The organism is uncultured Bacteroides sp. (assembly GCF_910586915.1).
Classification (GTDB): domain Bacteria; phylum Bacteroidota; class Bacteroidia; order Bacteroidales; family Bacteroidaceae; genus Bacteroides.
The window spans coordinates 32729-55034 of the sequence record NZ_CAJULN010000007.1; the positions used below are offsets into that span (position 1 = coordinate 32729).

At 49.5% G+C, this 22306-nt stretch carries 8 protein-coding genes; 1 reads left to right on the forward strand and 7 read right to left on the reverse strand.

Annotated elements, in window-relative coordinates:
* Positions 1 to 3: 3 nt before the first annotated feature.
* The 5 genes from QZ331_RS04605 to QZ331_RS04625 form a co-directional block, all read right to left on the reverse strand.
* Positions 4 to 2322, reverse strand: coding sequence for a DUF5703 domain-containing protein (locus tag QZ331_RS04605; protein WP_294628530.1), 2319 nt, complete (start codon positions 2320 to 2322; stop codon positions 4 to 6).
* Positions 2323 to 2331: 9 nt separating this feature from the next.
* Positions 2332 to 3765 carry a sialate O-acetylesterase gene (locus tag QZ331_RS04610; protein ID WP_294628445.1) on the reverse strand — a complete coding sequence of 478 codons (1434 nt, stop codon included), beginning with the start codon at positions 3763 to 3765 and terminating at the stop codon, positions 2332 to 2334.
* Between the two features lie 53 nt (positions 3766 to 3818).
* Entirely contained in the window at positions 3819 to 7115 is a 3297-nt protein-coding gene (locus QZ331_RS04615) for a glycosyl hydrolase (protein ID WP_294628447.1), read from the reverse strand.
* 236 nt (positions 7116 to 7351) lie between these two features.
* Entirely contained in the window at positions 7352 to 10204 is a 2853-nt protein-coding gene (locus tag QZ331_RS04620; protein ID WP_294628449.1) for a glycoside hydrolase family 2 TIM barrel-domain containing protein, read from the reverse strand.
* Positions 10205 to 10227: 23 nt separating this feature from the next.
* Entirely contained in the window at positions 10228 to 13506 is a 3279-nt protein-coding gene (locus tag QZ331_RS04625) for a glycoside hydrolase family 2 TIM barrel-domain containing protein (RefSeq protein WP_294628451.1), read from the reverse strand.
* A gap of 131 nt (positions 13507 to 13637) precedes the next feature.
* On the opposite strand from QZ331_RS04625, the gene QZ331_RS04630 reads away from it, so the two are divergent.
* Positions 13638 to 15161, forward strand: coding sequence for a TlpA disulfide reductase family protein (locus QZ331_RS04630; RefSeq protein WP_294628532.1), 1524 nt, complete (start codon positions 13638 to 13640; stop codon positions 15159 to 15161).
* Positions 15162 to 15305: 144 nt separating this feature from the next.
* Here the strand turns inward: QZ331_RS04630 and QZ331_RS04635 are convergent, their stop codons facing one another.
* Positions 15306 to 19505 carry a malectin domain-containing carbohydrate-binding protein gene (locus tag QZ331_RS04635; protein WP_294628453.1) on the reverse strand — a complete coding sequence of 1400 codons (4200 nt, stop codon included), beginning with the start codon at positions 19503 to 19505 and terminating at the stop codon, positions 15306 to 15308.
* 9 nt (positions 19506 to 19514) lie between these two features.
* On the reverse strand, positions 19515 to 22214 hold the full coding sequence (locus QZ331_RS04640) for a glycoside hydrolase family 20 zincin-like fold domain-containing protein (protein WP_294628455.1): 2700 nt from the start codon (positions 22212 to 22214) through the stop codon (positions 19515 to 19517).
* Between the last annotated feature and the right edge of the window lie 92 nt (positions 22215 to 22306).

Sequence of the window (22306 nt, forward strand, 5' to 3'; positions counted from 1 at the left end):
TTTTCATTTCTTTATCATTATCACAATGTCTTTCTTTCTGCTTTCGGGCGAGACTTTCAACTCTTTCACTTCCCCGTCCTTGAGTGTCGCTTCTACGGTAGTCTTGCCCGGGGCGTGCAGTTTGAAATGTACATTCCATTCTTTCGGCCACGCGGGAAAGAGAAGAATTTGTTCTCCGTTGGTCTGCAACAACATCTCTTGCAATCCTATCATCCCGCTACCGCCCCAGTTGTGGTCGGGAGTCCAGTCGTATCCCGGTCCCCAAAAGGCGGGAAAGCGATGTGATCCGTCGGCCAGTTTGGCAAGGGCCAGCCTTTTGGCTTCTTCGGTCAGTCCGAGGCAGGCTGCCCAAATGTTGTCTTGTTTCCATCCGATATGCGAACGGAACTTGACTGCTTCCGGGTCATAATAATAGGTGTAGCGGGCCATTTCCAGGTTCGCTTTGCCCACTCCGTAGATACGCCACGGAAATACAGGATAGAGTTGAGGGGTCTCTACATTGTTGATGCGTTCCCAACTGACGGCGGGAGCAATCGTTTGTTTCAGCTTCGGAGCCGATGCAGGGTTTAAGGAGTCTTTTACTTCTATATACCGTAACGGAATCGGTGGAATCGTTTTCAGCATTTCCTCCTTTTTGCCATACGTTTGGAGCACGGTACGCAAAGCAGCTATGGTGCTGACGGCATTGTTTGTCATCTTGTAAGTTTCGCAGGCAGACCCGGGGAAAAGAATCAGATGTCCGTTGCCATCCAATGCTTTCCTGCCGCGACGGGAAGCGAGCATCCGATAGTGCTCGTCGAAGAATGTGAGTGAGCTTTCTATCAGGGAAAGATAAGGAGTGATGTCTGCATCCGCATAGTTCTTTGTTTCCAGTATCATCTGGCAAAATTCGAGTACCGTATCCCATTCATATTCCAACCATGCATTGTATTCCATTCCTTTGTCGAACCATTGCGGACGTTTGAAACCATATTCCGCCGGATTGGGCAAACCGAAGTTTTCCGTCTGCTCGGAGAAACAGGCTCCCTCGTGTTGCCAATATACACGGCTGCGCAATTCGGCGTTCTTCAGCATCCGGTTGTAGAAATCGAATTGCGGAAGCATCATGTCGCAGTCACCGCTTTTCAGCATCGGCCAATAGACCAGCCGTTGGTTTTGTGCAGTCATCGTGCCGCCACCCCACTTCCGGTAGTCGGGAGTAAACGACTGCTTTTCGTCTATATGACAAGGGTCGAAAGTAAATAATCCGCCATTGAATTTCGTCGGTGCGCTGCCATAAGCGTTGCAACCCAACAGATAGCGGAACAGTGTGTAGTTTCGGGCTATTTCCTGTGCTTCTCCTTCTGCAACGATAAAGCTGCGTTGCCAAAAAGCCTTCCACCATTCGCGGGTACGTTCTCTGTCCTGTGCGATGGTTTTAGCCGATTTTCTGCCTTCGGGGGCAATTCTCTCCAAAGCAAGTTGCATACTCTGCTCCCATTGTGCCGCACTTTCCGTCTGTTCTGTATGCAGTACGATGCAGAATTGCTCTTTGCGCGATGCGTGAGAAGTGCGGAAATTCCATGCACGATAATCCGTTCCGGCATATACCCCATCCGTAGTGCCTGCAAACTCCAGATGCTCCCCGAAGAGACAGCCGCCGAAGGTCAGGTTTTTCAGCGGATTCATCATTTGCGACTTTACTTCGTCCATTCCCTGCTGGGCTACGGCGACATCGAAAACCGTCTGTTCGGGGTTGCGGTGATAAAACAAAAGGCGGTTCTTCCTGCCGGTGGCGTTACTTTGAGGAGCCACGATATCGGCACGTGTGACCGCTCCTTTCGGTGGAGCCCATTTGTAGGAACACTGCTGCCCCTCTCCTTTCCGGATGGGACGTTCCCGGTAACGCCAGTTCTCATAGGCGACTTCCGTCTGCAAAGGCTGCGCATTCGTTATTTCGACATGGACAACCGGATGAAAAACATCCACCCAAAGTTGGATTTGCGTACCGCCGGCTTTCAATTCCACACAGCCCTCTTCCAATTTCAATTCCTGCCGGAAATCTTTTGCTTCCCTAAAGGGATTGGGAGAGAGACGAAGGCGGAAACGGCCCTGTTTCAATTGGCAGTTGTTTTCGTCAAACGTGCCACTACGGCTTACATAAAACAGGATATCGCCCTCTTCCACCCAGACGTTCATACCGATGTCTCCGCCGCCGCAGGGCATGGATTCGGAAGAATTGCGGCTGGGAGTGTTCCAAACGACATTGGCATAGCGGCTTCCGAACGCGAACGCCGACACGCCAATCCACAGTATGCTTATAAGCAGATAAAATCTTTTCATCATTCCCCACTACCAGTTGTCCGAACGGAAAGAGCCCAAAGGCAACCCGTCGCAGTAAACATCACCTTCCACATAATTCTTGAATCCGTAGCGGACAGCTACAGGATGCGGCACTTTATCACTTTTCACAACTATTCTGCTACGCTCAATCCAGGCTTTTGCGGGATAGAATACCTTGTCCTCACCTGCCACCTCGAAGTTTGCCGATTCAAAACAGTTCTTGCCGCTAATCCACATTTTGGCCCGCTCAAAGCTCACCATTATCGTATCGTTTTTTATTTCCATACTTTTGTAACAGGGACTTTCGCCGTTCACACCTTCCACCCCATAGGTCTTGGTCAGCGCAAGCAGTGCCAGCCGTTCGCCGGCAACCTGTTTCTTTGCGGGGTGTATTCCTTTTTCCATTCCCGCGTCCAGCAATACTGCCATACCACTGTTTGCCACGCGATGTTCCACTTCCGACTGTGCTTCGCGAAGATAGGCGGAATTGATGACCTCTTTGCCTTTTTCGGTAATAAGGCCATAATCGTATGGAGCTATCTGGCAATAGTAAAAAGGAAAATCCCCTTGTTTCCATTCGGCACGCCAACCGTTAATGAGTGCAGTAAACATATCTGCGTATGTGTGGGCACGGTTCCAGTTATCTTCTCCCTGATACCAGATGACTCCTTTCATCGTCATCCCGATGAGCGGGTGCAACATTCCGTTGTAGAGCACTGTCGGAGTGCGGTTCTTCGACCGGATGTCCGCTTCCGATTGGGGAATCTTCGCATCGGGAAAGGCTTTCAGCCAATCGGCCCTCATCCATGCTTCGCACGCCGAACCGCCCCAGGCGGCTACTACCAAGCCTACCGGAACGTCCAATATCTCATTGACCAACCTGCCGAAGTAATAGGCCGTTGCACTGAAATCGCGGACATTGACCGGGGTTGCTTCCTTCCACGAGCCGATTACATCGTTCTGCGGAACAAAGGCAGAAGCGCGCTTCACCGTAAACATGCGGATGCGGGAGTTTTTGCTGCGAAGAATATCCATATTGGCGTTCTCCACCGGCTGGTTCTTAAATCCTTTCATCGGCATTTCCATATTGCTTTGTCCCGAGCAAAGCCACAGTTCGCCTATCAGAATATTATCCAGTGTCTTTTTCGTTCCATCGTCAAAAGTCAGTGTGTAGGGGCCGCCGGCACCGGGAGTAGAGACGGAAATTTTCCACGCACCGTTCTTGTCGGATGTCGTCACATAGCGTTGGTTGTTCCAGCCGGTAGTGACCGTTACTTTCTTATTCGGGGTTGCCGTTCCCCAAAGGTTGGCCTTTGCCTGTTGTTGCATCACCATTCCATCGGAAAAGATGGCAGGCAGTTTTACTTCCGCGTGTATCGGCAGGCAGGCGGCAAGCAGCAAACTTACCAATACCGCACCTGTTTTAATCATTGAACTTTTCATTGTAGTATGTCTTTATCGTTTAATCATTGCATTCATTGACCGAAAATCTCTTTTCATTCTGCGACAGAGAAACTTAAAGGACCGAGCAATCCTGCCGGAAGCAACGTTTTCTCCGCTCTGCGGTATTTGGCATTCGTCCAGATTCCGTCAAATGGCGCTTTGCCCTCGTCGGCTCCCTGCAATGCGTTTGCCCATGTGTTTGTCACTTCTATTTCGAGCTTATTCACTCCTTTTTTCAAAGCACCGGTGATATCCGCCCGATAAGGAGCCGTCCAAACTGTGCCGCACTCCACCCCATTCACGCGAATGGTTGCGATATTACCAATCTTTCCCAAGTTCAGACAAACCTGTCCGCCTTGCTTTACTTTCTCCTTCCAACGGAACGTTGTCTGATAAACGGCAGTTCCCGAATAGTAACGAATCTGTTCATCTTCCTCTTTGCTCCAGTCGAACAGTACGTTGCGGTCGATTTCTTTTCCCGTAGCGAGGAAATGAATCCTGTATTCTGCCGGATGTAAAGGAATCTCCCGTGTTTGGGAGGAGACCGCCTTTTTCGCCTTCCACAACTTTTGCGCATCCTTGCCGCCTTCTGTTGCAGAGAAAACAACAAATACCGATTCATTGGGAGCCAATGTCAGGGTGACTTCCGTGCGATTGCCTTTTAAAGCATAAGGCGGGTTGACATCCATTTCGCCCGTTACAGGATTCCAACATTCCGGTTTGCCGCCGTCGATACGCATACTTGCGGTGAACGTGCGTGTTTCTTCTTGCTGATTGGCAATGAAATAGATATCCCCCAAGTCGCCACGGCGATGCGTCCAGGCAATGTCGTCCGGCACAATCAAATCACGCTCCAATCCGTAGGCCAAAAAGTCATCGTCCGTATAAGGGATGGCGGGTATCAATACGCCCGCCTCTTTCAGTTCGTCTATCTTCTGCTTCACCTCCGGCGAAAGCTCTACCGGGTCGGGATTCATCGGACGGGCAAGCGGCAGTATCAAGACCTTGTAAGCGGCTCCGCCCGGCAATACCATTCTGCCGTTTTCCGCTTTTGCCAAACGCAAAAGGGCGTCTTTATTAAAACTGTCGTATGCATACCCCCGAAGCGGATTCACCCACTTTTCGGGGTCGGCCATATTGGCGGAATGGGTGACGCCTACCGGACGCACACGCAAAGGCTCTCCTTCGTTCTTCAAACGGATGCGTTCACTCTCCACCCGTTGCGCACCGAAGAGCCCCGGCAAGGAAGGAACCAGGCGTTCGGGCAAGATGGAACGCCGGGGAACCTCTTCTCCTGTAAATACGGCGATGTCCGTCACCGGATGTCCGTATTGCAGCAACGACTGGCAACGGGTGACGTAGTCGGAAAACGCTTTCGCACCCTTGTCCCACCAAGTCTGGTCGCGTTGGAAAAATAATCCGATACCCTCCAAAGTCATTCCGGGCCGGCGGTCCAACCAGGGATTATGTACGTAAACGTGATAGAAAAGACGGTTGATGCCAAGTGCGTAATTACGGTCCAACAGTGGTTTCAACATCCCGGGATGTTCGTTCCAAGTGCCGCGTACTTCCGTAAATCCTTCCGCCTGAATGATATTCTTGCCATAGATATGTGCTCCGCTAATGGCGTCGAGCATATCATTGGGTTTGTCGTGCGTCGGGCTGTTGAGCCAAAACTCTCCCATCGGCAGGTCCACTTGCCGATAATGCAGCAATCCGTCACTCACCATCGTAGGCGACACGCATTCGGCAGAGAATTGGCAGCCGTATTCCTCGGCGCAGTCTGCCAGGACTTTATAAAACACGTCGGCCACCAGTTCGGATATAGTCGTGCGTACGTCGCGCAGAATCTTCTCGCTTCGTTCGGCACTTTCCATCGGGATACCCGCCAAGAGCGGCAGATAAGGCATCAGGTCATATCCGCGCCGTTTCTTGAACTCAACGGTGAAATGTCTGCTCCAGTTCTGGCTGCCGCATTCCCAACTGTCGACGTGCATATACTTCAGTACGCGCCGCGCCACTTGCAGATGGGTCTTTACAAACGCCTGTGCAAACCAGTTGTCGAATTGCTTGCGTACAATCGCCGGATTGAACTTGTCACATTCCAGCCCCTTCCCGCCTCCGGCGGTTGCGTTGGTGTGTCCGGTCGAGGTATGTCCCATACGCAGCAGTTTCCATCTGCCTTCGGGCAAGACGACTGTCAATGTCTTCTCCGGAAGGTTGCCTTCTTTCTTGAACCGGTCGGTCAGGTTGATGATTTGCGAAAGGGCATAGCAGTCTTCTTTTCCTATTTCGCTCTCTTTCGTGGCGGGAGCCACGCGCCATACGAGTCCGGCTTTTCCTTCCCACTGATTCAGACGGGCTTCCCGATGCAGGCGCAGTTGCTTTATTTTAAGGTTCGGTTTCCATTTGGCGGCATCCATATCTTCGCTTCCGGGTTCGCTTCCTTCGGGAGTCCAATAGAAACGGAAATAACGCGCCGTAGTTGTAGGAATAGCGTGCGTGGAATTTTCATCTGTATTCTGCCATCCCTGACGGGCAGGAACCAATTGTTTCACCAAACGATAACGAAGGCCATCGTCGCTTGCCATCACCTTCAGGCGGTGTGCCTGATAATTGTTTCCGCTCAGGACGATTTCGATGTTGCGGCAAGTAAAAGGATGCTCGTATTCATACTGTATGTAACAGGGATATGAGGAGCGAATCACGCCTGCGGCATCCCTGTTGACCGTCTTTTGAATATCGACATGAGTGCCTTCGGCAGTATTGACACAGGTAATCTTTGCCGGCATCTCATCTGCCGCGTCCTCTACGGGAAGCGCAAAGAGGGCAATGTCTTCATAATACCCCTCATATGCTTCCGGCTGCGGCAGATGCAGGGCTTTGAGTGTGCCGCCGGCAACGATGGTATCACTCCAGACGACCTTTTGCATGGATTCCTCCGGAGCAATCCACGGACCGCCTGCCAACGCAAATCCGTCGCAGATATGCATCCCCAGTTTCAATCCCAACCGGTCGGCTTCCTCCATGCTGAAGCGTACCATATCCCACCATTCCGGTGTCAACTGCTGTGCCTTTCCGTTGTATTGCGCTCCTTCTGCGACTCCCCGGATGGGCATCAGATAAGTACCTCCCAATCCGGCGTGCTTCATTGCTTCCAAATCGGCGGTGATTCCCTCTTTGGAGACAGCGCCGTACATCCAATACCAAAAGGTCCAGGGCTTTGCTTCGTCCGACGGGTTGAGGAACCGTTCGCGGAGCGAATCCGTCTGCCGGGCCCCGGAAGGCGATACGGCAGTACAGGCCAACAGGGTGATTGCAAATATTCGTTGTTTCAGTCGGTTTTTCATTCCAATATCTGTTTTTACTAAAGTAAAGACGGAAATCCGGTGATTTTGTACTCACTACCTGCCGTTCCTTTTCAAACGTCCTTTCCATTTGCCTGAAACGATTGTATCATTGGCTTAAATCATACGGTCGATTGGATAGATTCGTACGTACGTTTCCATCCAATCGACCGTATGATTTGTTCAAATATACTTGTCGAACCGACCGGATATACAGGTCGATTCGGCAAGTAGCCGTCTTATTCCATAAACCGGAACACAATCCGTCCCGTTTGCGAGCCGTCTACCCACTTGGCCTGTGAAGAAGGGCCGCACAAGTCGGTAGCGTTCACCTTATTGCGTACGGGCGGGATTACGTTCAGAACGGAAATCCCACTTTCGGGAAGCGTATAGAGCAAACGGTCGCGGCCGTCGCGCGGCTGATATACTCCGATGTAAGCATCGGGTGTTTCGTTTGTCAGGCTGATAGTGCCTTCCGTGGTACGGATATTCATCCAGGATACATTGCCGAAGTATCCCTTGAATTCGGGGTAAGTGAACGTTTCGCCCGGAATAAGGTCATTGTAATCGTTCTCCCAAACGTCGTACTGCGTGCCGTGGATGCGGTTTTGCCATACACGGTACGGGCCTGCCCCTAACCAGCGTTTGCCGACTACCTGCTCTTCGGGATAGTCGAAACGGATTCCCATCAAATCGACCACGCCGGAGAAATTGTAAGTATAGTCGAGTGTCATTACTCCGCTCGGGGCGATTGTCCATTGTGCTTTCTCCAGATTGCCCAACTTATAGTTTGCGGTGACAATCAGATTACTGCCCTCTTCTCTTACATCCAACTTAGTGAATACCGCCGCATCGGGAAATTCGCTGTAGGTGCGCTCTTTCTCCTTTGCCTTTTCGTCATCGTGGTTATAGAACTGGTCTAACGAACGGTCGGCACGGCGGGCAGCGATAAAGCGGGGACCGTTGGCAAAGCTGATTTTGCGGTTGTTGACGGATACACCTTTCAGTTGGCCGTCTTTCTTCGAAAAGACAAAAGTACGATTGCCGGCTTTTACGGTAAGTTCGTTTTCCGTCGCCGTATAAGTGGCTTTGCCGGACGATGGAGACTCCTCTGCTGTCGACCGGTGCAGTTTATCTACCGGAAATGTCCAACGCCAAAGTTCGTGTCCCTGCTTGTCGATGGCCGTGACGAAGAGAGCGTCCGCTTCGGGGAGAATCGTTGTTCCGATATCTAAGGTACCCGCAGCATGGGCGGCGACGTCACTGCCTTGCACCTCTCCCTGCTTCAACACCTGCGCCTTTGCTTTGGGAGCATCCGTTGTCAAAGGAAATTTCATCTGTTGCCAGAGGAAGCGGCACGTATTCAGGTTCAGGTAATCGTAACGGTTTTCGACAGCGAACTTACCGTCAAATGTTCGGTCGACGGAGCTATTCATTATCTGCACCGGACTCCATAACTGTTTGATGGTATAGTAACTACCCTCTTTCTCATGATGCGGGCCTACAATACCGTCAGCACCGAAATTGCCTTGATTGTCTATGAAGCCGTCCATATCCACACGCTTCACACCTTCGTCTGCCAATACCCACAAGAAGCCGCCGATGCAACGGGGATGCTTGCGCATCATCTCCCAATAATCATACAGCCCGGCACCGTGACCGCCGTCATACAAACCGTGCAGGAACTCCGTCGGCATAAAGATTTCGGGCAGGCGCATATAGTTCTGGCTCTCGCCGTACGAACGGTAGTGCATGGTTTCAAAACCCGAGAAGTTGCCTTGCGGATGAATCACCGGACGCTTTTGCGGATCGTATTTGTGAAACTCTCCGTCCAGCTCCGTGTTCCAGCCCTTTTCGTTGCCGTTGCTCCACCATATGATGGAAGGATGGTTGACGTCACGTCCAATCATCCCTTCAATCAGGCGTGTGCCGGTCGGGGTGTCGTACTTGCCGTGCCAACCGCCCAATTCGTCCATCACATACAGACCGAGCGAATCGCACGCTTCCAGAAATTCCGGGTCGGCAGGATAATGGCTCAGACGGACGGAGTTCATGTTCATGCTTTTTATCAGAAGCACATCTTCCACATTCTTCGCTTTGCTCAGCGTACGTCCGCTTTCGGGACGGAAGCTATGACGGTTGACGCCACGCACGTTGATGCGGACTCCGTTGATGTAAAGCCCGTCGCTCTCGCGGACTTCAATGGTGCGGAAGCCGAATGTTTCCGTTTCGTTGTGCAACACCTTTCCGTGCTTGTCGAGCAGGGAGAAGTGCGCTTTATAGAGATTCGGCGTCTCTGCCGTCCACAAGGCGGGACGGGATACATTGAACCGGACGGAAGTCCAGTCTCCGCCGGCTTTCACCGGTACGGTCGTTTCGGCCAGTTTCCTGCCTTTGCCATCCGAGATTTGTGTGCGGATACTCATTCCGTTGTCGGACAGGTTCGTATAACAGTCTGCACGGAAAGTACCGTCCATCTGCGCATCTATGGCGATATGACGCAAGTGGACGGCAGGTTTCACCTCTAAGAATACCGGACGGAAGATACCGCCAAAGTTCCAGTAGTCGGCACGCCGCTCGGCTAAGTTGACGCTTGCATTCTCGCTCTCTTTGGCTACTGTCACTTCCAACAGGTTCTTCTTGCCGTATTTCAGGAAATCCGTGACATTGTAGGAGAAACGATAGAAAGCTCCCTGATGCTTCGGACCGACTTTCCGACCGTTCACTTTCACTTCCGTATCTGTCATGGAGGCTTCAAAGACCAAGTTTACCTGTTGTCCGCGAAATTTTTCGGGAATCTCAAATTCGTACTTATACATTCCCTTCTCATCGGCTACTCCTTCGGGAAATGCTTTACCGTAGAAACTGATACCGTATTGGTAAGTGCCAAAACCTTGCAACTCCCAACAAGAGGGCACACCTATCTTCGTCCATTTGCCTGAATTGCGTCCGTCGGTGCAGAAGAAGTCCCATTCTACCATGTCGTCACATCCGCGACCGGATAGGTACTGCCGCTCCGTCTGCGGAAGATGTTGGGCGGTCAAGGTAGTCGCCAACGCGAAGGCAGATAATAAGGTGGTTACTTTTTTCATTGTTACTTTTATTATTGTATTGGTTATTTAATGGCTGTTATGCGTATATGCAGGGTGTGTTCTTTCTTTTCGACGGCATACTTTTTCAGCACACCCGGGCCGCAACTGCTGTTGCCCAGTCCGAGCACGGCGGCATCGAGGCTGAGAATTACTTCGGAACGGGGTTGTAAGTTGCAGTCGTGTGTCTCTCTGTACAAGTCCCGTGCCGTGTAGTGCAGGGCGGATGCAGAGAAAGTGCTCTCCACCGCATCGATACGGATACCCCTCTTCCGTTTGTCGGTCAGTGTCAGAAAGTGTATGTCTTCTTTATTCCCGCTATCCTGCGGACGGGGGTAGTGTACATATTGTTCGTCTACCGTGCCTTGCCAAAGCCCTGTTGCGGCAGAAGATTTACGGTCGGGATAGTTGTCCTGCGGCCCTCTGCCATACCATGTGAAAGTGTCGTAGGGCGAAGCCAAGCAGAAAGCAATTCCCAGACGGGGAAGTTCCGGAAGCACACCTCGCGGCAGGAAAGAAGTTTTCAGGTCTATCGTGCCGTCGACAAAGACTGTATAAATGGCCGTAGTCGTTATCTTGCCCTCCTTATATATATAGTTGGTACATACACGGACAATTATCGCGCCATCCTCACGCATCCGGTGACTGAAAGATTCCAAACTCACCTGCGGAGCATCCATACCGTGCTGTTTCCAGTCTTTCGCCAGCCAGTTGCCGAAACTCTTATCGTTATCGGTAGGAGCACGAAAGGCTTGCGTTAGGGGCTGGAACGGAAAATATTCGGGATGCGCCAGCATCTCTTTGCCGTTGTAGATAAGGGAAGCAACTCCTCCGGTCAATCTCTTTTCCCACCGGATGGAGAAAGCACGCCCGCCGACCTGTAAGGTTTCATCCTCCTCTTTGATTTGCAACTCTCCCTTATTGGCTAAATCGGCAGGCAACAGACCGCCCTGCTGCAAACAGAACTGTTCCCACGCTATTTCATGTCCGGCTTTCGCCCAAAGAGCATCCGACTTTAAGACAATGCTTACTTTAAGCTGACAATCCGCCGTAAAATTTTGACGGAAAGGGCTTTCTTTAGGCAAGGAACGGAAAGCTGGCAAAGGAAGGATTCCGGTTTCTCCCGGAGCTACTTCGGGAAGTGTGAGTTCTCCCCGGTCTTTCTCTTTGCCATCTACCCACAGTGTCCACAAACAACGATAGGATGACAAGTCCGTGTGATGATTACGGTTGGTTATCTTCAGCATTCCGTTCTCCATGCTCAACCGGACGGGAGCATATACCTTCTTCACTTCCCAGTACTTGGGAGTGGTTTCGCGGTCGCTCATCAGCAAGCCGTTGAAGCAGAAGGCTTTCAAGTTGGGCTTATCTCCGAAGTCGCCGCCATATGCTACCATCGTACGCCCGTCGGGCAGGGTCTTGTAAATACCCTGGTCTACCCAGTCCCAAATAAATCCGCCCAACATACGGGGATGGCTGTATATCTCCTCCCAATATTCCCCGAAATTGCCCAATGCATTTCCCATCGAGTGAGCATATTCGCTTGTCATTACCGGACGATTATCGTTGGTACGTCCGGCAATCTCCAACAGCCTCTCCCAACGTGCATTTTCCGCCCGTTCTTTATCCTCACCTTCCGCAATACCCGGATTCAAGTATTCCTGTTTCACCCGTGTATAAAAACGGCTGATTACATCAACTGTTTTTGGGTCAGGATTACCGTCTACCCCTTGTGCCCCTTCGTAATGAACAGGGCGCGTGGGGTCAAAATCATGCAGCCATGCCGAGATAGCCGCAAAGTTAGGGCCGTAACCACTTTCATTTCCCATGCTCCACATTACGATACTCGGATAGTTCTTATCACGTTCCGCCATGCGGACTGCACGGTCCATAAATGCGGCATGCCAATCGGGGGTACTGGCTAAAGTTCCCCGCAATCCGTGTTCTTCAATATCCGCTTCGTCCATGACATAAAGCCCGATACTGTCACAAAGCTCGTACCAACGACTCACATTGGGATAATGGCTGGTACGCACCGCATTGATATTGGCCTGTTTCATTAAGAGAATATCCTGAATCATTCGTTCTTCACTCATTACCCGTGCTGTCCGTGGGTCGTGCTCATGGCGGTTTACTCCACGAAAACGAACCGGATTGCCATTTACCAATAGCTGTCCTTTCTTAATCTCCACCAAGCGGAAACCTACCGGCTGCTCTACTTGTTCCACCACTTTTCCTTCTGCATCCTGCAAAGTAATGAGTAGTTTATAGAGATAAGGAGTTTCCGCAGTCCATCTTTCCGGTGATTTTATGACGGTGGATAATCGTCCCATCTTGCGAGGACCACGTTGCGGATACCACTCATTCATCCGGCTTGCCTTATGTGCCAAATCGAGAATATCTTCCACGTCTCCTTGAAGAGTTGCCACATCTTTTCCGGAAGCATCTTTCAAAACTCCCTGTATAGTATAACCTTTACCTGTGAATCCTCTATAAACACTGAACTGCGGGTCAATCTGCAAAATGAAATCCTCATAATTACCAGCAGATGAAGGAAGAGTGCGCACCGCATAATCACGAATACGAACATCCGACGTGTGTACCAAATGAATGCTCCGATGAATGCCTCCGAAACGCCAAAAGTCCTGGTCTTCCAGATAAGAGCCGTCGCTATACCGATAGACTTCCAATGCTATCTGATTCTCTCCGGAGTGCAGATACTTTGTGATATTGAACTCACTCGGTTCCATACTTCCCTGGCTATACCCTACCCGCTCACCATTTATCCAAACATAAAAGGCACTCATCACTCCCTCAAAACGAAGATATGTCTGTCCTTTGGCTTCCCATCCGGCAGGCAGGACAAAAGTACGGCGATACTGCCCTACCGGATTCCTCTCCTTATAGGTCGTATAATCTGCTTTCGGCTCTCCCATTACCCGTGGCGGGTCTATCTTGAACGGATAACCTGCCGATACATAAATAGGTGTGCCATATCCGTTTATTTCCCAATTGGCGGGAACCGGAAAGTCAATCCAGGCTTTATCATTAAAATTCGTCTGATAAAAATCAACGATTCGCTGGTCAGGCACAGGAGTCCATCTGAATTTCCACATCCCGTCCAAACACATTGAACAATCTCCTTTCTGTGCGGAGAAAGGAATAAACGCAGCCCGTGCCGGCTCCCGGTTGATTTGAAGTACATGATGATTCTCCCAATCATTGATAGTTTGTGCGTGCATCGGACAAGCTATCAATGCTCCGAGCAGTAAAGTATATATTTTCATTCGTTCTTTTTTCTTCATATCAAGTAGACGGATGAAACGCCGTTTTGTACCCCCTTCCCTCACGGAAATATTAAAGAATAATAAAAGAAAAACATTCTACAAAGAAAAGCCCTACCTTGCAGATTATTATTATCTTAAATGATTTTATTATGAGAAAACTACTATTTATCAGCTTCTTTTTACTAAGCTGCCTCACTTCGCAAGCACAACACGAATATACGATTGAAGGACATGTAGAAGGAGTAAAAGACGGGACTCTTGTCTCTCTGTTTTTACTTGACGGCAATGTGGGAAGTACTGTTGCCACAGATAGCATACGCAATGGAAACTTCTTCTTTAAGCGTAATGCCGGAGAAAGTGGTTTAGACCAATTATCTCTTATGTGTACCCGTGACGCAGATTTCCCCTCTATGTCACTGAAAATCTATGCAACTCCCAATGCCAAAATTAAAGTAACCGGTACAAACACGTTAATCTACACTTGGAAAGTAGACAGTCCTGTAAAGGAACAACAGGAATATAACAAATTCATAGATGCATCACGTGATTTGTGGGATGAGTATCAACGCCTATCCATTGAAGCAAGAAAAATGCGTTCTGCACCGGAAGCCGACCGAAAGGCAATACGTGCAAAAGAAGACAGTATATCTGCTATAATCAGTAGCCGTGAATTGAAACTAATGCAGGAACTTCCCATCTCTTCTGTTTGGGTGGAAAAATTACACAGACTAAGTCTTTCTGCAAAATATAATCCGAAGTTCTCATATAAAGAGGAAACACTGGCTTTGTATAACAGATTGAACGAAGAACAAAAAGCATCTAATCTAGGACAAGAAATTACAGTCAACCTCTTTCCGCCTACGGTTGTGAAAGAAGGAGACGATTTGGCAGATACCGACCTTTTCGACCTGGACGGGAATATTCATCATTTGGCTGATTTCAAAGGGAAATATATCCTACTCGATTTTTGGAGTAGCGGTTGCGGACCTTGTGTTATGGCTTTGCCTGAGATGAAAGAGATTCAGGAACAATATAAAGAGCGTCTTACTATCGTTAGCCTTAGCTCAGACACCCAAAGCCGATGGAAAGCCGCTTCGGCACAACATGAGATGACGTGGCAGAACTTAAGCGACCTGAAACAAACAGCAGGATTATATGCAAAGTATGGTGTTCGTGGTATCCCCAATTATGTTCTTATTTCTCCCGAAGGTAAAATCATAAAGATGTGGTCGGGATATGGAAAAGGCAGCCTGAAACTAAAAATGCGCAGGTACTTGGATGCATCGAAACATGAGATGAGTATCATCCAAAACGGCAACACGAAATTAGTAAACCATCCGATTATAGAATCGACCAATACAGATATTCTTGAGATAAAGCAGGTGGAGCTGACAGATACGGCAACAATCATCCATTTCTATGCCTACTATATTCCTAAATACTGGATACAAGTGAGCCCTAATGCCAAGTTAATTGACGAGAAAGGAACGGCATATACTTTAAAGAGCGCCAACGGCATTACACCTGGTGAACATTTCTTTTTGCCCGAAAGTGGAGAAGCTGAATTTTCACTGACATTTGAACCATTGTCTCCCCAAATGAAATCGTTCAGTTTTGCAGAAGGACCAGACAAAAATGATTGGCAAATAAATGGAGTAAAACTTACGAAATGAGTATCGAATCTTAAAAAATAACATCTATATTCTATAATAAGAAAACTATTTGAAAATAAAAGGCGGGATACGGGAAGTTGTTCGAACTTCCTTGTATCCCGCTTCTATCATTACTTATATTTACAGATTAACTCATTAGAAAAGCTATTGAATATCCAATGCGTCAAACGCCAGTCCTTCCATGTTCTCTGCCGAAAGCAACACCTTATAATGTCCGGCATTGATAAATGTCCCGGTAGTGGTACTCATCATTTTCCACTTGTCCGGTGTTTCCGGAAAGGTCAGAGTATCTTCTTTCAATACTACTCCTTTCGCATCAATGAGCTTCATTAATACAGGGATTGGTTTGCCGCTTGTATTCATATATTTGAATCGAAGGGCATAGACTTGAGCCAACCCAGTAGAGACATTCCACTCAATACTATTGTCTTTTCCTTTGCCGAAGAACACTCCCATCTGCTTACGATGTTCTTTCTTTTGGAATTTGCCTTTCAGTGCAGCAGTTTCCGCTTCATAAGCCACGCTAACGCGGGCATTCTTGTCTTCAGGCAGCAGTTCTTTCGGAGTTTTCTCCATAACTTCCTTATCGGCTTTTTCCCAACTCCAGCCGGATGCCGGAAAGATTACCGGTTTCAGATTCGGATTAATAGAAGCAATGGCAATGCCAGACAGCAAAGCCTGCCCAGCTTTCACTTCCGGGAAATGTATTCTCAACGTTCCACCTTTTACTGTGGCGTACACCACTTTCTTGCATGCCCCGTCGTGGCCACTTTCCGCCCAAATGTCCAAATCATCCAATACCAGCGAATCATTTACGGCAACATCGAAAATACGTAACCCTTCGCAATCGGTAGAAGCGCTGCCACCTGTTCCATGCCAAGGTTCCGTGAAATATAGCTCTATGCGATAGGTACCATCTGATACCGGAAAACGGTATTCCAGTTGATGACGTCCGAAACGGAAATGCTGGAACAGCTTCCAGTCACGGGTTCCCCGAATCGGGTCATTAGTGGTACGCTGACTTGCAAGGTAAGGATTCAGTTCCTTAAAGTTTTCTGCCCACGAGCGGGAATAATTCGTATTATCCTGCATCCACAGTTGCCCGAAACTATCCGTATAATCATCTCCGCCACAGTTGATACGGTAGATATAATTATATCCGTCTTCTCCTTTCAATATCGGCTTTGCATTCTGATAAAGGGAATTAAAATTAGGGGCTTGTTCCAATCCGTTAAGCACAATTATGTCTTCTGTCACCAGCTTACCTTGATAGTATCCTACGGCACGAAGCACATTATAACGGATATCCCGGTTCTCCCACATAAAATGAGTGCCTACGCCATTATTTTTTTTACGTCCGAGGAAAGTAACTTTGTCATCCGCCATATCATTATAGAGTAGTACGGAATCACAATTACTGTACGCTTCAATCGTAGCCCGGCGACGTCCTTTCTCAAAACGGTTCGCCCATGTATGCGATACCAGATAAACCATCGGGTCTTTGGCCGCAGGAACATAGTTTGCACGATACATATAATATACGTCCAGCGGTTCTTCCCACGGAGTCACCAGTCCCTTATAGTTAAACGGCCCTACTTTGTCTATTTTCCGATAGGCTTCGTCCGGCTGGCGGCGTCCGGGATTGTCATGGCTGCTGTATATCCACTGGAACTGTCCGCAGACACTATCCTTAGCCTGTTCAGCCAAGCGAATCTTAGTTTCCATCAACTGGCACATACGGCTTTCGCTCCATACTCCATTGACTTCAAACGTTCCGGGCTCTGTATGCAAATCTATGCTTCTCCATGCCCCGTATTCTCCATTCAATAATTGGTTGGATTGAGCGAGTTCACGCCCATACTTGGTCACATCTCCGCCATACGTACCGCTCCAGTTCTGAATTACATTCCAGTCTGTACCTTCACCGCCATTACAAGTTGTGATAACACGCATCGTATGTGCAGTCGGGTCCATTTCACGAATAATCTCACTGCACTCCTGTGCAAATTCACGAGGCAAAGTACTTTCGTTCTGCAATCCCCACATCACTACCGACGGAGAATTACGACGTTCTTTTACCCATTGACGAAGTAATCTCTTGAAGTTCTCACGAAATTCAGGTGTATCATACCATACGTGAGCGGAAAATTGTGTCCAAAACAAGATTCCCTCTTTATCCCAATATTTCTGATAATCGAGGTGATGTGGTTGATGGGCGTCACGGAAAGCGTTGAAACCTGCTGCACGCATCTGTTTTACTCTAGCAGCCACTTGTTCCTTGCTGAAAGCATGACTTTGTCCGAACTGATGCTCATACTCGCAGACACCATTGATAAAGACGGGAGTCCCGTTGAGGTAGAAACGGCCGTCACCGTCGTTCCTCTTCACCGGCCAACTGATGGTTCGGATACCGAAGGAAGTCGCTATCTCGTCCGTTGTCTTTGCGTCACGTTTAATCATGCTTGCCAATTTATAAAGATACGGATTCTTCGTATCCCACAATATCGGCTTCTCTACAGGAGCCTGCTGGCGAATCACTCTCATTTCTCCCGCCGCTAAAGTCACTTTCTCCGACAAACGGAATACTTGTCTGCCGTCGGCATCACTCAACTTATTCACCACTTCGATGGTAGCTGCCGTATTGCCGTAATTCTTTACCTCCGTCTCTACAAATACATTTGCCGCGCGGTCGTCATTCCATATATGTACGCCAAAGGGTTCGATGCGTACTTCATCCGTAGCTTCCAACACGACAGGGCGGAAAATCCCTATAGGCTGAGAACCTTCGCTGAATCCCCATTCGGACGAACATCCGCCGCATACCCAGGGCATATCGGCTATCATTTCGGGATGTTCGGCTTTCACTTCCAATGTATTGGCTCCCTGTTTCAATGCATCGGTCACATCCAACGTCAAAGTAGTGCGCCCTACGGGATGACGACCGAAATCCTTTCCGTTCAAAGTGACAGTTGCATAAGTTCCTACTCCCTCAAAACGAAGAAAATAGCGTTTGCCGGCTATTACTTCCGTGGTGAAGTCTTTCACATACATAGCCGTGCCGTGCATATTTCCGTGTGTCAACTGGTGGTATCCGTAATAATCGTCCCAGTTGTGAGGGATGTCGACCGTCTTTGCCGGCATCCTGAAATAACCTTTCAGATGAGTGGCTTCCGTCAACCAGGTTTTCCATCCTTTATTCAATTCCGTAATCATGCGGCGGTTCTTCGTCTCCGGTTTGGGAAAACGGACTGCCGAGCGTCCCATCGGTTTGCTTGTGGCGATGGCAATACCCCGTTGTTCCGCATTATTTACCGCGCAATAGAAATGATAAACCACCCCGTCGTGTTTCACCACATAACTCTTGTGGGCGAACAGCTCGTCGTAGCTTTTGGAAGGAACAATCAGGTCCGCCCCCGTCCAATCCGTCCAGTGAACCAAATCGTAACTTGCGGCAAAGGTATTGAACGCCTTGTACTTGCGCGAAGGGTCGAAAGCAGAGAAGTAGAACATCACATAAAGGTCCCCCATTTTCTGGATGTGCGCGTCTCCCGTGATGGTTCCGTCTGCCTCGTGGGCAAAGACGGGATTTCCGGCATACCGCTTCCACGACTTCATGTCTTTGGAAAGGGCAAGGCCTACGCGCTCTCCTTTCAGCCCCGTTGCCGGATGGTGTCCGCCTGCGTTGTAGAACATGACGAAAGGAGCACCCAAAGTCTCGTCCTTGTCCCAATAGACCGTACTCTTATACTGAGTGAGCTTCTCCCACCACTGGACATCTTTATCATGGATGCTGAGAATCGGTTTGTCCGAAGCGCGCCATTCGTGGGCAGTGGAAATGTCCTCCTTTGTCCACGACAGTCCGATGTGGAGCGGTGCTTTCACAGCTTCGTAGCCGGTACCCTCTCCGCCGATGTAAGTCATCCAATGGCGTCCTTTGTAGGTTTGCAGTCCGTAGCTTCCACCCCACTCCATATCGGGCAACGCAGGAAAACCGCCCCGTTGGTTACAATCCCATTTTCCGTCCCGATAAGAGAGGATACGTCCTAAGGTGCGCCATTCGAGGAGGTTGTCGCTTTCTGCCATCCAAGTCTCGTAGCCACGACCGTCTGTTCCGCTTTTGCCGTTATAAACGACGTAAGTCATCAGCCACTTGTTGCCGTGACGAAAAACCGTGGGACAGTCAATCTTGTGATGATTGTCTGCCGGAGCCACGGCAAGTCCATATTTATAAGGTGTCTTCACCTCCTCGTAAATCTGTTTCATCCGTTCTTGCGGAACGTTGCGTTGCGCAAGAACAGACAATGCAAATGCGATGCAGGAGATGGCCAATAATACTCTTTTCATGGTCAGATATTAATAGAACAGCCAATCCATTGTCTCTTCGTCTCCGGCAAGCCCGGCATTGCGGGCTTGTGTGTCGGCAGCCGTAAATCCTAACACTTGCAAATACCCTTTGGGCAGCATCAGTGTATGTTTTCCTGCCGCGAAGCTGTATGCGTGTACATTTGCCAAAGGCATTCCGCTGATGCGCACTGCATTTGTCAGTACCGGTTCCGCCTGTCCGTAGTCATTGGCGGAAGCGTCCGTTTCCAATTTCGGAGCTTTGGCATATTTCTTCTGGTCGTCCTTGAAATAGGCCACCATCAATTTTACCGGAGCATTCGTTTCAAAGGTGATGCTTGTTCCCTGCTCGCGTTGTTTGCTGCCACTGAAACGGAATGCTTTCATTCCCTTCAGTTCGGGAGCTATCGCTTCTATCTTGCCCGGAAGGTCGGTAAACAAGGAGGCTCCTTCGTCTAAGTTCACGGTGAGACAGCCGGAGGTCAGTTTCACATCGGCAGGCGTCCAGGCGGCGGGTTCGGCTGTTTGGGAAACGGCATTGCCGTGCTGCTTTTCCTTCAACAGAAGAAGATTGTTCTTGAAGTTCTCCAACTCCTTCTCATAGTGCACTGCCAATTCTTTCCAGGTTTTGTTCTTCCCGTCATCTCCGCCGATGGGAATGCGGCGTTGTGCGGTCTGCATACTGTTGGCATACAGGTAATGTCCGTCTGTGAGTTCCACCAACTTGCGGTAGTGTCCGAGGCTTTGCTCCATGAGGGGAATGGCTGCTTCGAGGTTCTTCATCTCTTTTCCCCACTGATAATCCAAAACTAATTTCGCTGCTTTCACTTTAAGATTGAAGGCATAGGCAAATTCGCGATAGCAGTGTATGTCGTTCTGCAAACGTGCGAACTCTTCCTTATTGGAAGTAACGGAGGCGGTTGCTTTATCTATTGCCGCCACTGCCTTGTCGCCGTGTTCCACCACTTGCGCCACAATGTCCAAAGGCAGCTCTCCTGTGTGGGGTTGTTTTTTCCACTCTTTCTCTACATACTCGATGAGCTTTTCGCCTTCGGGGCCGCAACTTTCGTAGAATCCCGGATAGATGGTATATTTGTAGGGATTGACAAGCTGGCTCATAAACATACCCAACAGCAATGTCTGCCGGTTTCCTTCCGTTATACCGAAGCGGCGGAGCAGTTTCGGAGCAATCTCGCCGCTCTCTTCGTAAGCCGTGCGGATATTGCCTGCATTTTCATCGGACGTTCCGTAGAACTTTGCCAACTGACGGTTCCAGTAAGCGGCTTCCTCCGTGCGGTCGCGGCGGCAATTCCAGGCATAGCGTCCCCACGTCTGATACCAAATCCAGTCGCGGTCTAACTGGAACTCACGCTCGCCCTCCGGCAGTTTGTCGGCAGTATAAGGCCAGTCCCAATAGGAAGCCTGCGGATACAGGTGCAGGGCATTCGCGCCGTGTACGTCGTGCATGGCCTGCACGGCTTTCCGAACAAAATCGGGAGAGCCCCAACGGAACGGTTCTAAGTTTGCCAGGATATGCACATTGCTGATATGGATGGAGCCTAAAGAGCTCAAATCCGTATGAATCTTCGCCCACGGACCGCGCGGTTCGTAGGTTGTCAGCGACTCGCCGTTGTATTTATGCATCGTATAGAGATTCTTGTATAGAGGCAAGGCGGCATCCATCACCAGCTTGCAGTCCGTATCGTGCGCACGCAGCAGCAACGGCGGTTCGTCTGTCCGTCCCAACGCCTGCAATCCGTCCTTTACTCCCGGGATAATCGTTTGGGTAAACCATTCCACGTCGTCTTCTACCGTACACATCGCTTCGCCCAGGCAGACCAGCAGTCCTACGTTGGGGTACTTCTCGATAAAGGCGGCAATGCTCTTGCGGGTGTAATCGGCTATCAGCGGGGTGATGGGGCGGTTGCGGTCCTGGGTCTTCAGCCCGTAGTGCTCGGCAAACGGTTTCGAAAGCAGGATGTTATAGAACATCTGTATAACGAAAATACCGCGCTTATCGGCTTCTGCGGTAAGGAAGGAGAACATCTCTTCGTTCTTTTTGAATGTCTCCTCGTCTACTTCCAGCGCAAAGGGATAATCTTCCAGCTTCACCAACGATGCAAACGGATGTCCGTTCCAAAGATAAAGCGAGTTCATGCGATTGGCAACCAACATATCCAGATATTTTATCCACTGCTCCTTGTCATAGAACCACGGGAAACTTTCGGGAGTATAAGGATATTCGTAAACACCGTGTCCCGGCAGGTAAGTCATTTTCTGCAAGCCGACGCACGCACCGCGAAGCACCATTTCGGGGCTGTCTTTCAACTCTTCCGGAAAGTTCAGCTCTCCTTCCGAACCGTTCATGCGGTCTATCAGTTCACGGCATCCGTAGATGACGCCACTGCCGTCTTTTCCGGCAACTGTGGTAAGATTGCCGGCAGTCGTAATGTGGAAACCCTCTTTTTTCAGTGTGGTATCATTTACTTCGGTCAGCAGAATCGTCTTTATTTCCGGGTGGGAGAATGTGGTGTCCCCTTGTTGCATCATTACTTGGTAACCTGCATCATTCAGGGTAGCCTGTAACTGCTCCGCCCCAAACAGGACGCGGTTCGATGCGTCGGGCGGAGTGATAATTTTCACTGTCTGCCTGCCACACGCTGTCAATAGGAGTGCGCAGGCAGCCAACATGAACAATCTGGTATTTTTCATTCTTCTGATATATATATGTTAATTATGGAAATTCAGTTTCTATCTGAGAAAAGGACGGAACAAACGCTTGTTTGTACTCAGAGATGCGGGTT

Coding starts and splice junctions, on each gene's coding strand:
- QZ331_RS04640 (WP_294628455.1), bottom strand. CDS start 22,214: ATGAAAAATACCAGATTGTTCATGTTGGCTGCCTGCGCACTCCTATTG.
- QZ331_RS04620 (WP_294628449.1), bottom strand. CDS start 10,204: ATGAAAAAAGTAACCACCTTATTATCTGCCTTCGCGTTGGCGACTACC.
- QZ331_RS04625 (WP_294628451.1), bottom strand. CDS start 13,506: ATGAAGAAAAAAGAACGAATGAAAATATATACTTTACTGCTCGGAGCA.
- QZ331_RS04605 (WP_294628530.1), bottom strand. CDS start 2,322: ATGAAAAGATTTTATCTGCTTATAAGCATACTGTGGATTGGCGTGTCG.
- QZ331_RS04635 (WP_294628453.1), bottom strand. CDS start 19,505: ATGAAAAGAGTATTATTGGCCATCTCCTGCATCGCATTTGCATTGTCT.
- QZ331_RS04610 (WP_294628445.1), bottom strand. CDS start 3,765: ATGAAAAGTTCAATGATTAAAACAGGTGCGGTATTGGTAAGTTTGCTG.
- QZ331_RS04630 (WP_294628532.1), top strand. CDS start 13,638: ATGAGAAAACTACTATTTATCAGCTTCTTTTTACTAAGCTGCCTCACT.
- QZ331_RS04615 (WP_294628447.1), bottom strand. CDS start 7,115: ATGAAAAACCGACTGAAACAACGAATATTTGCAATCACCCTGTTGGCC.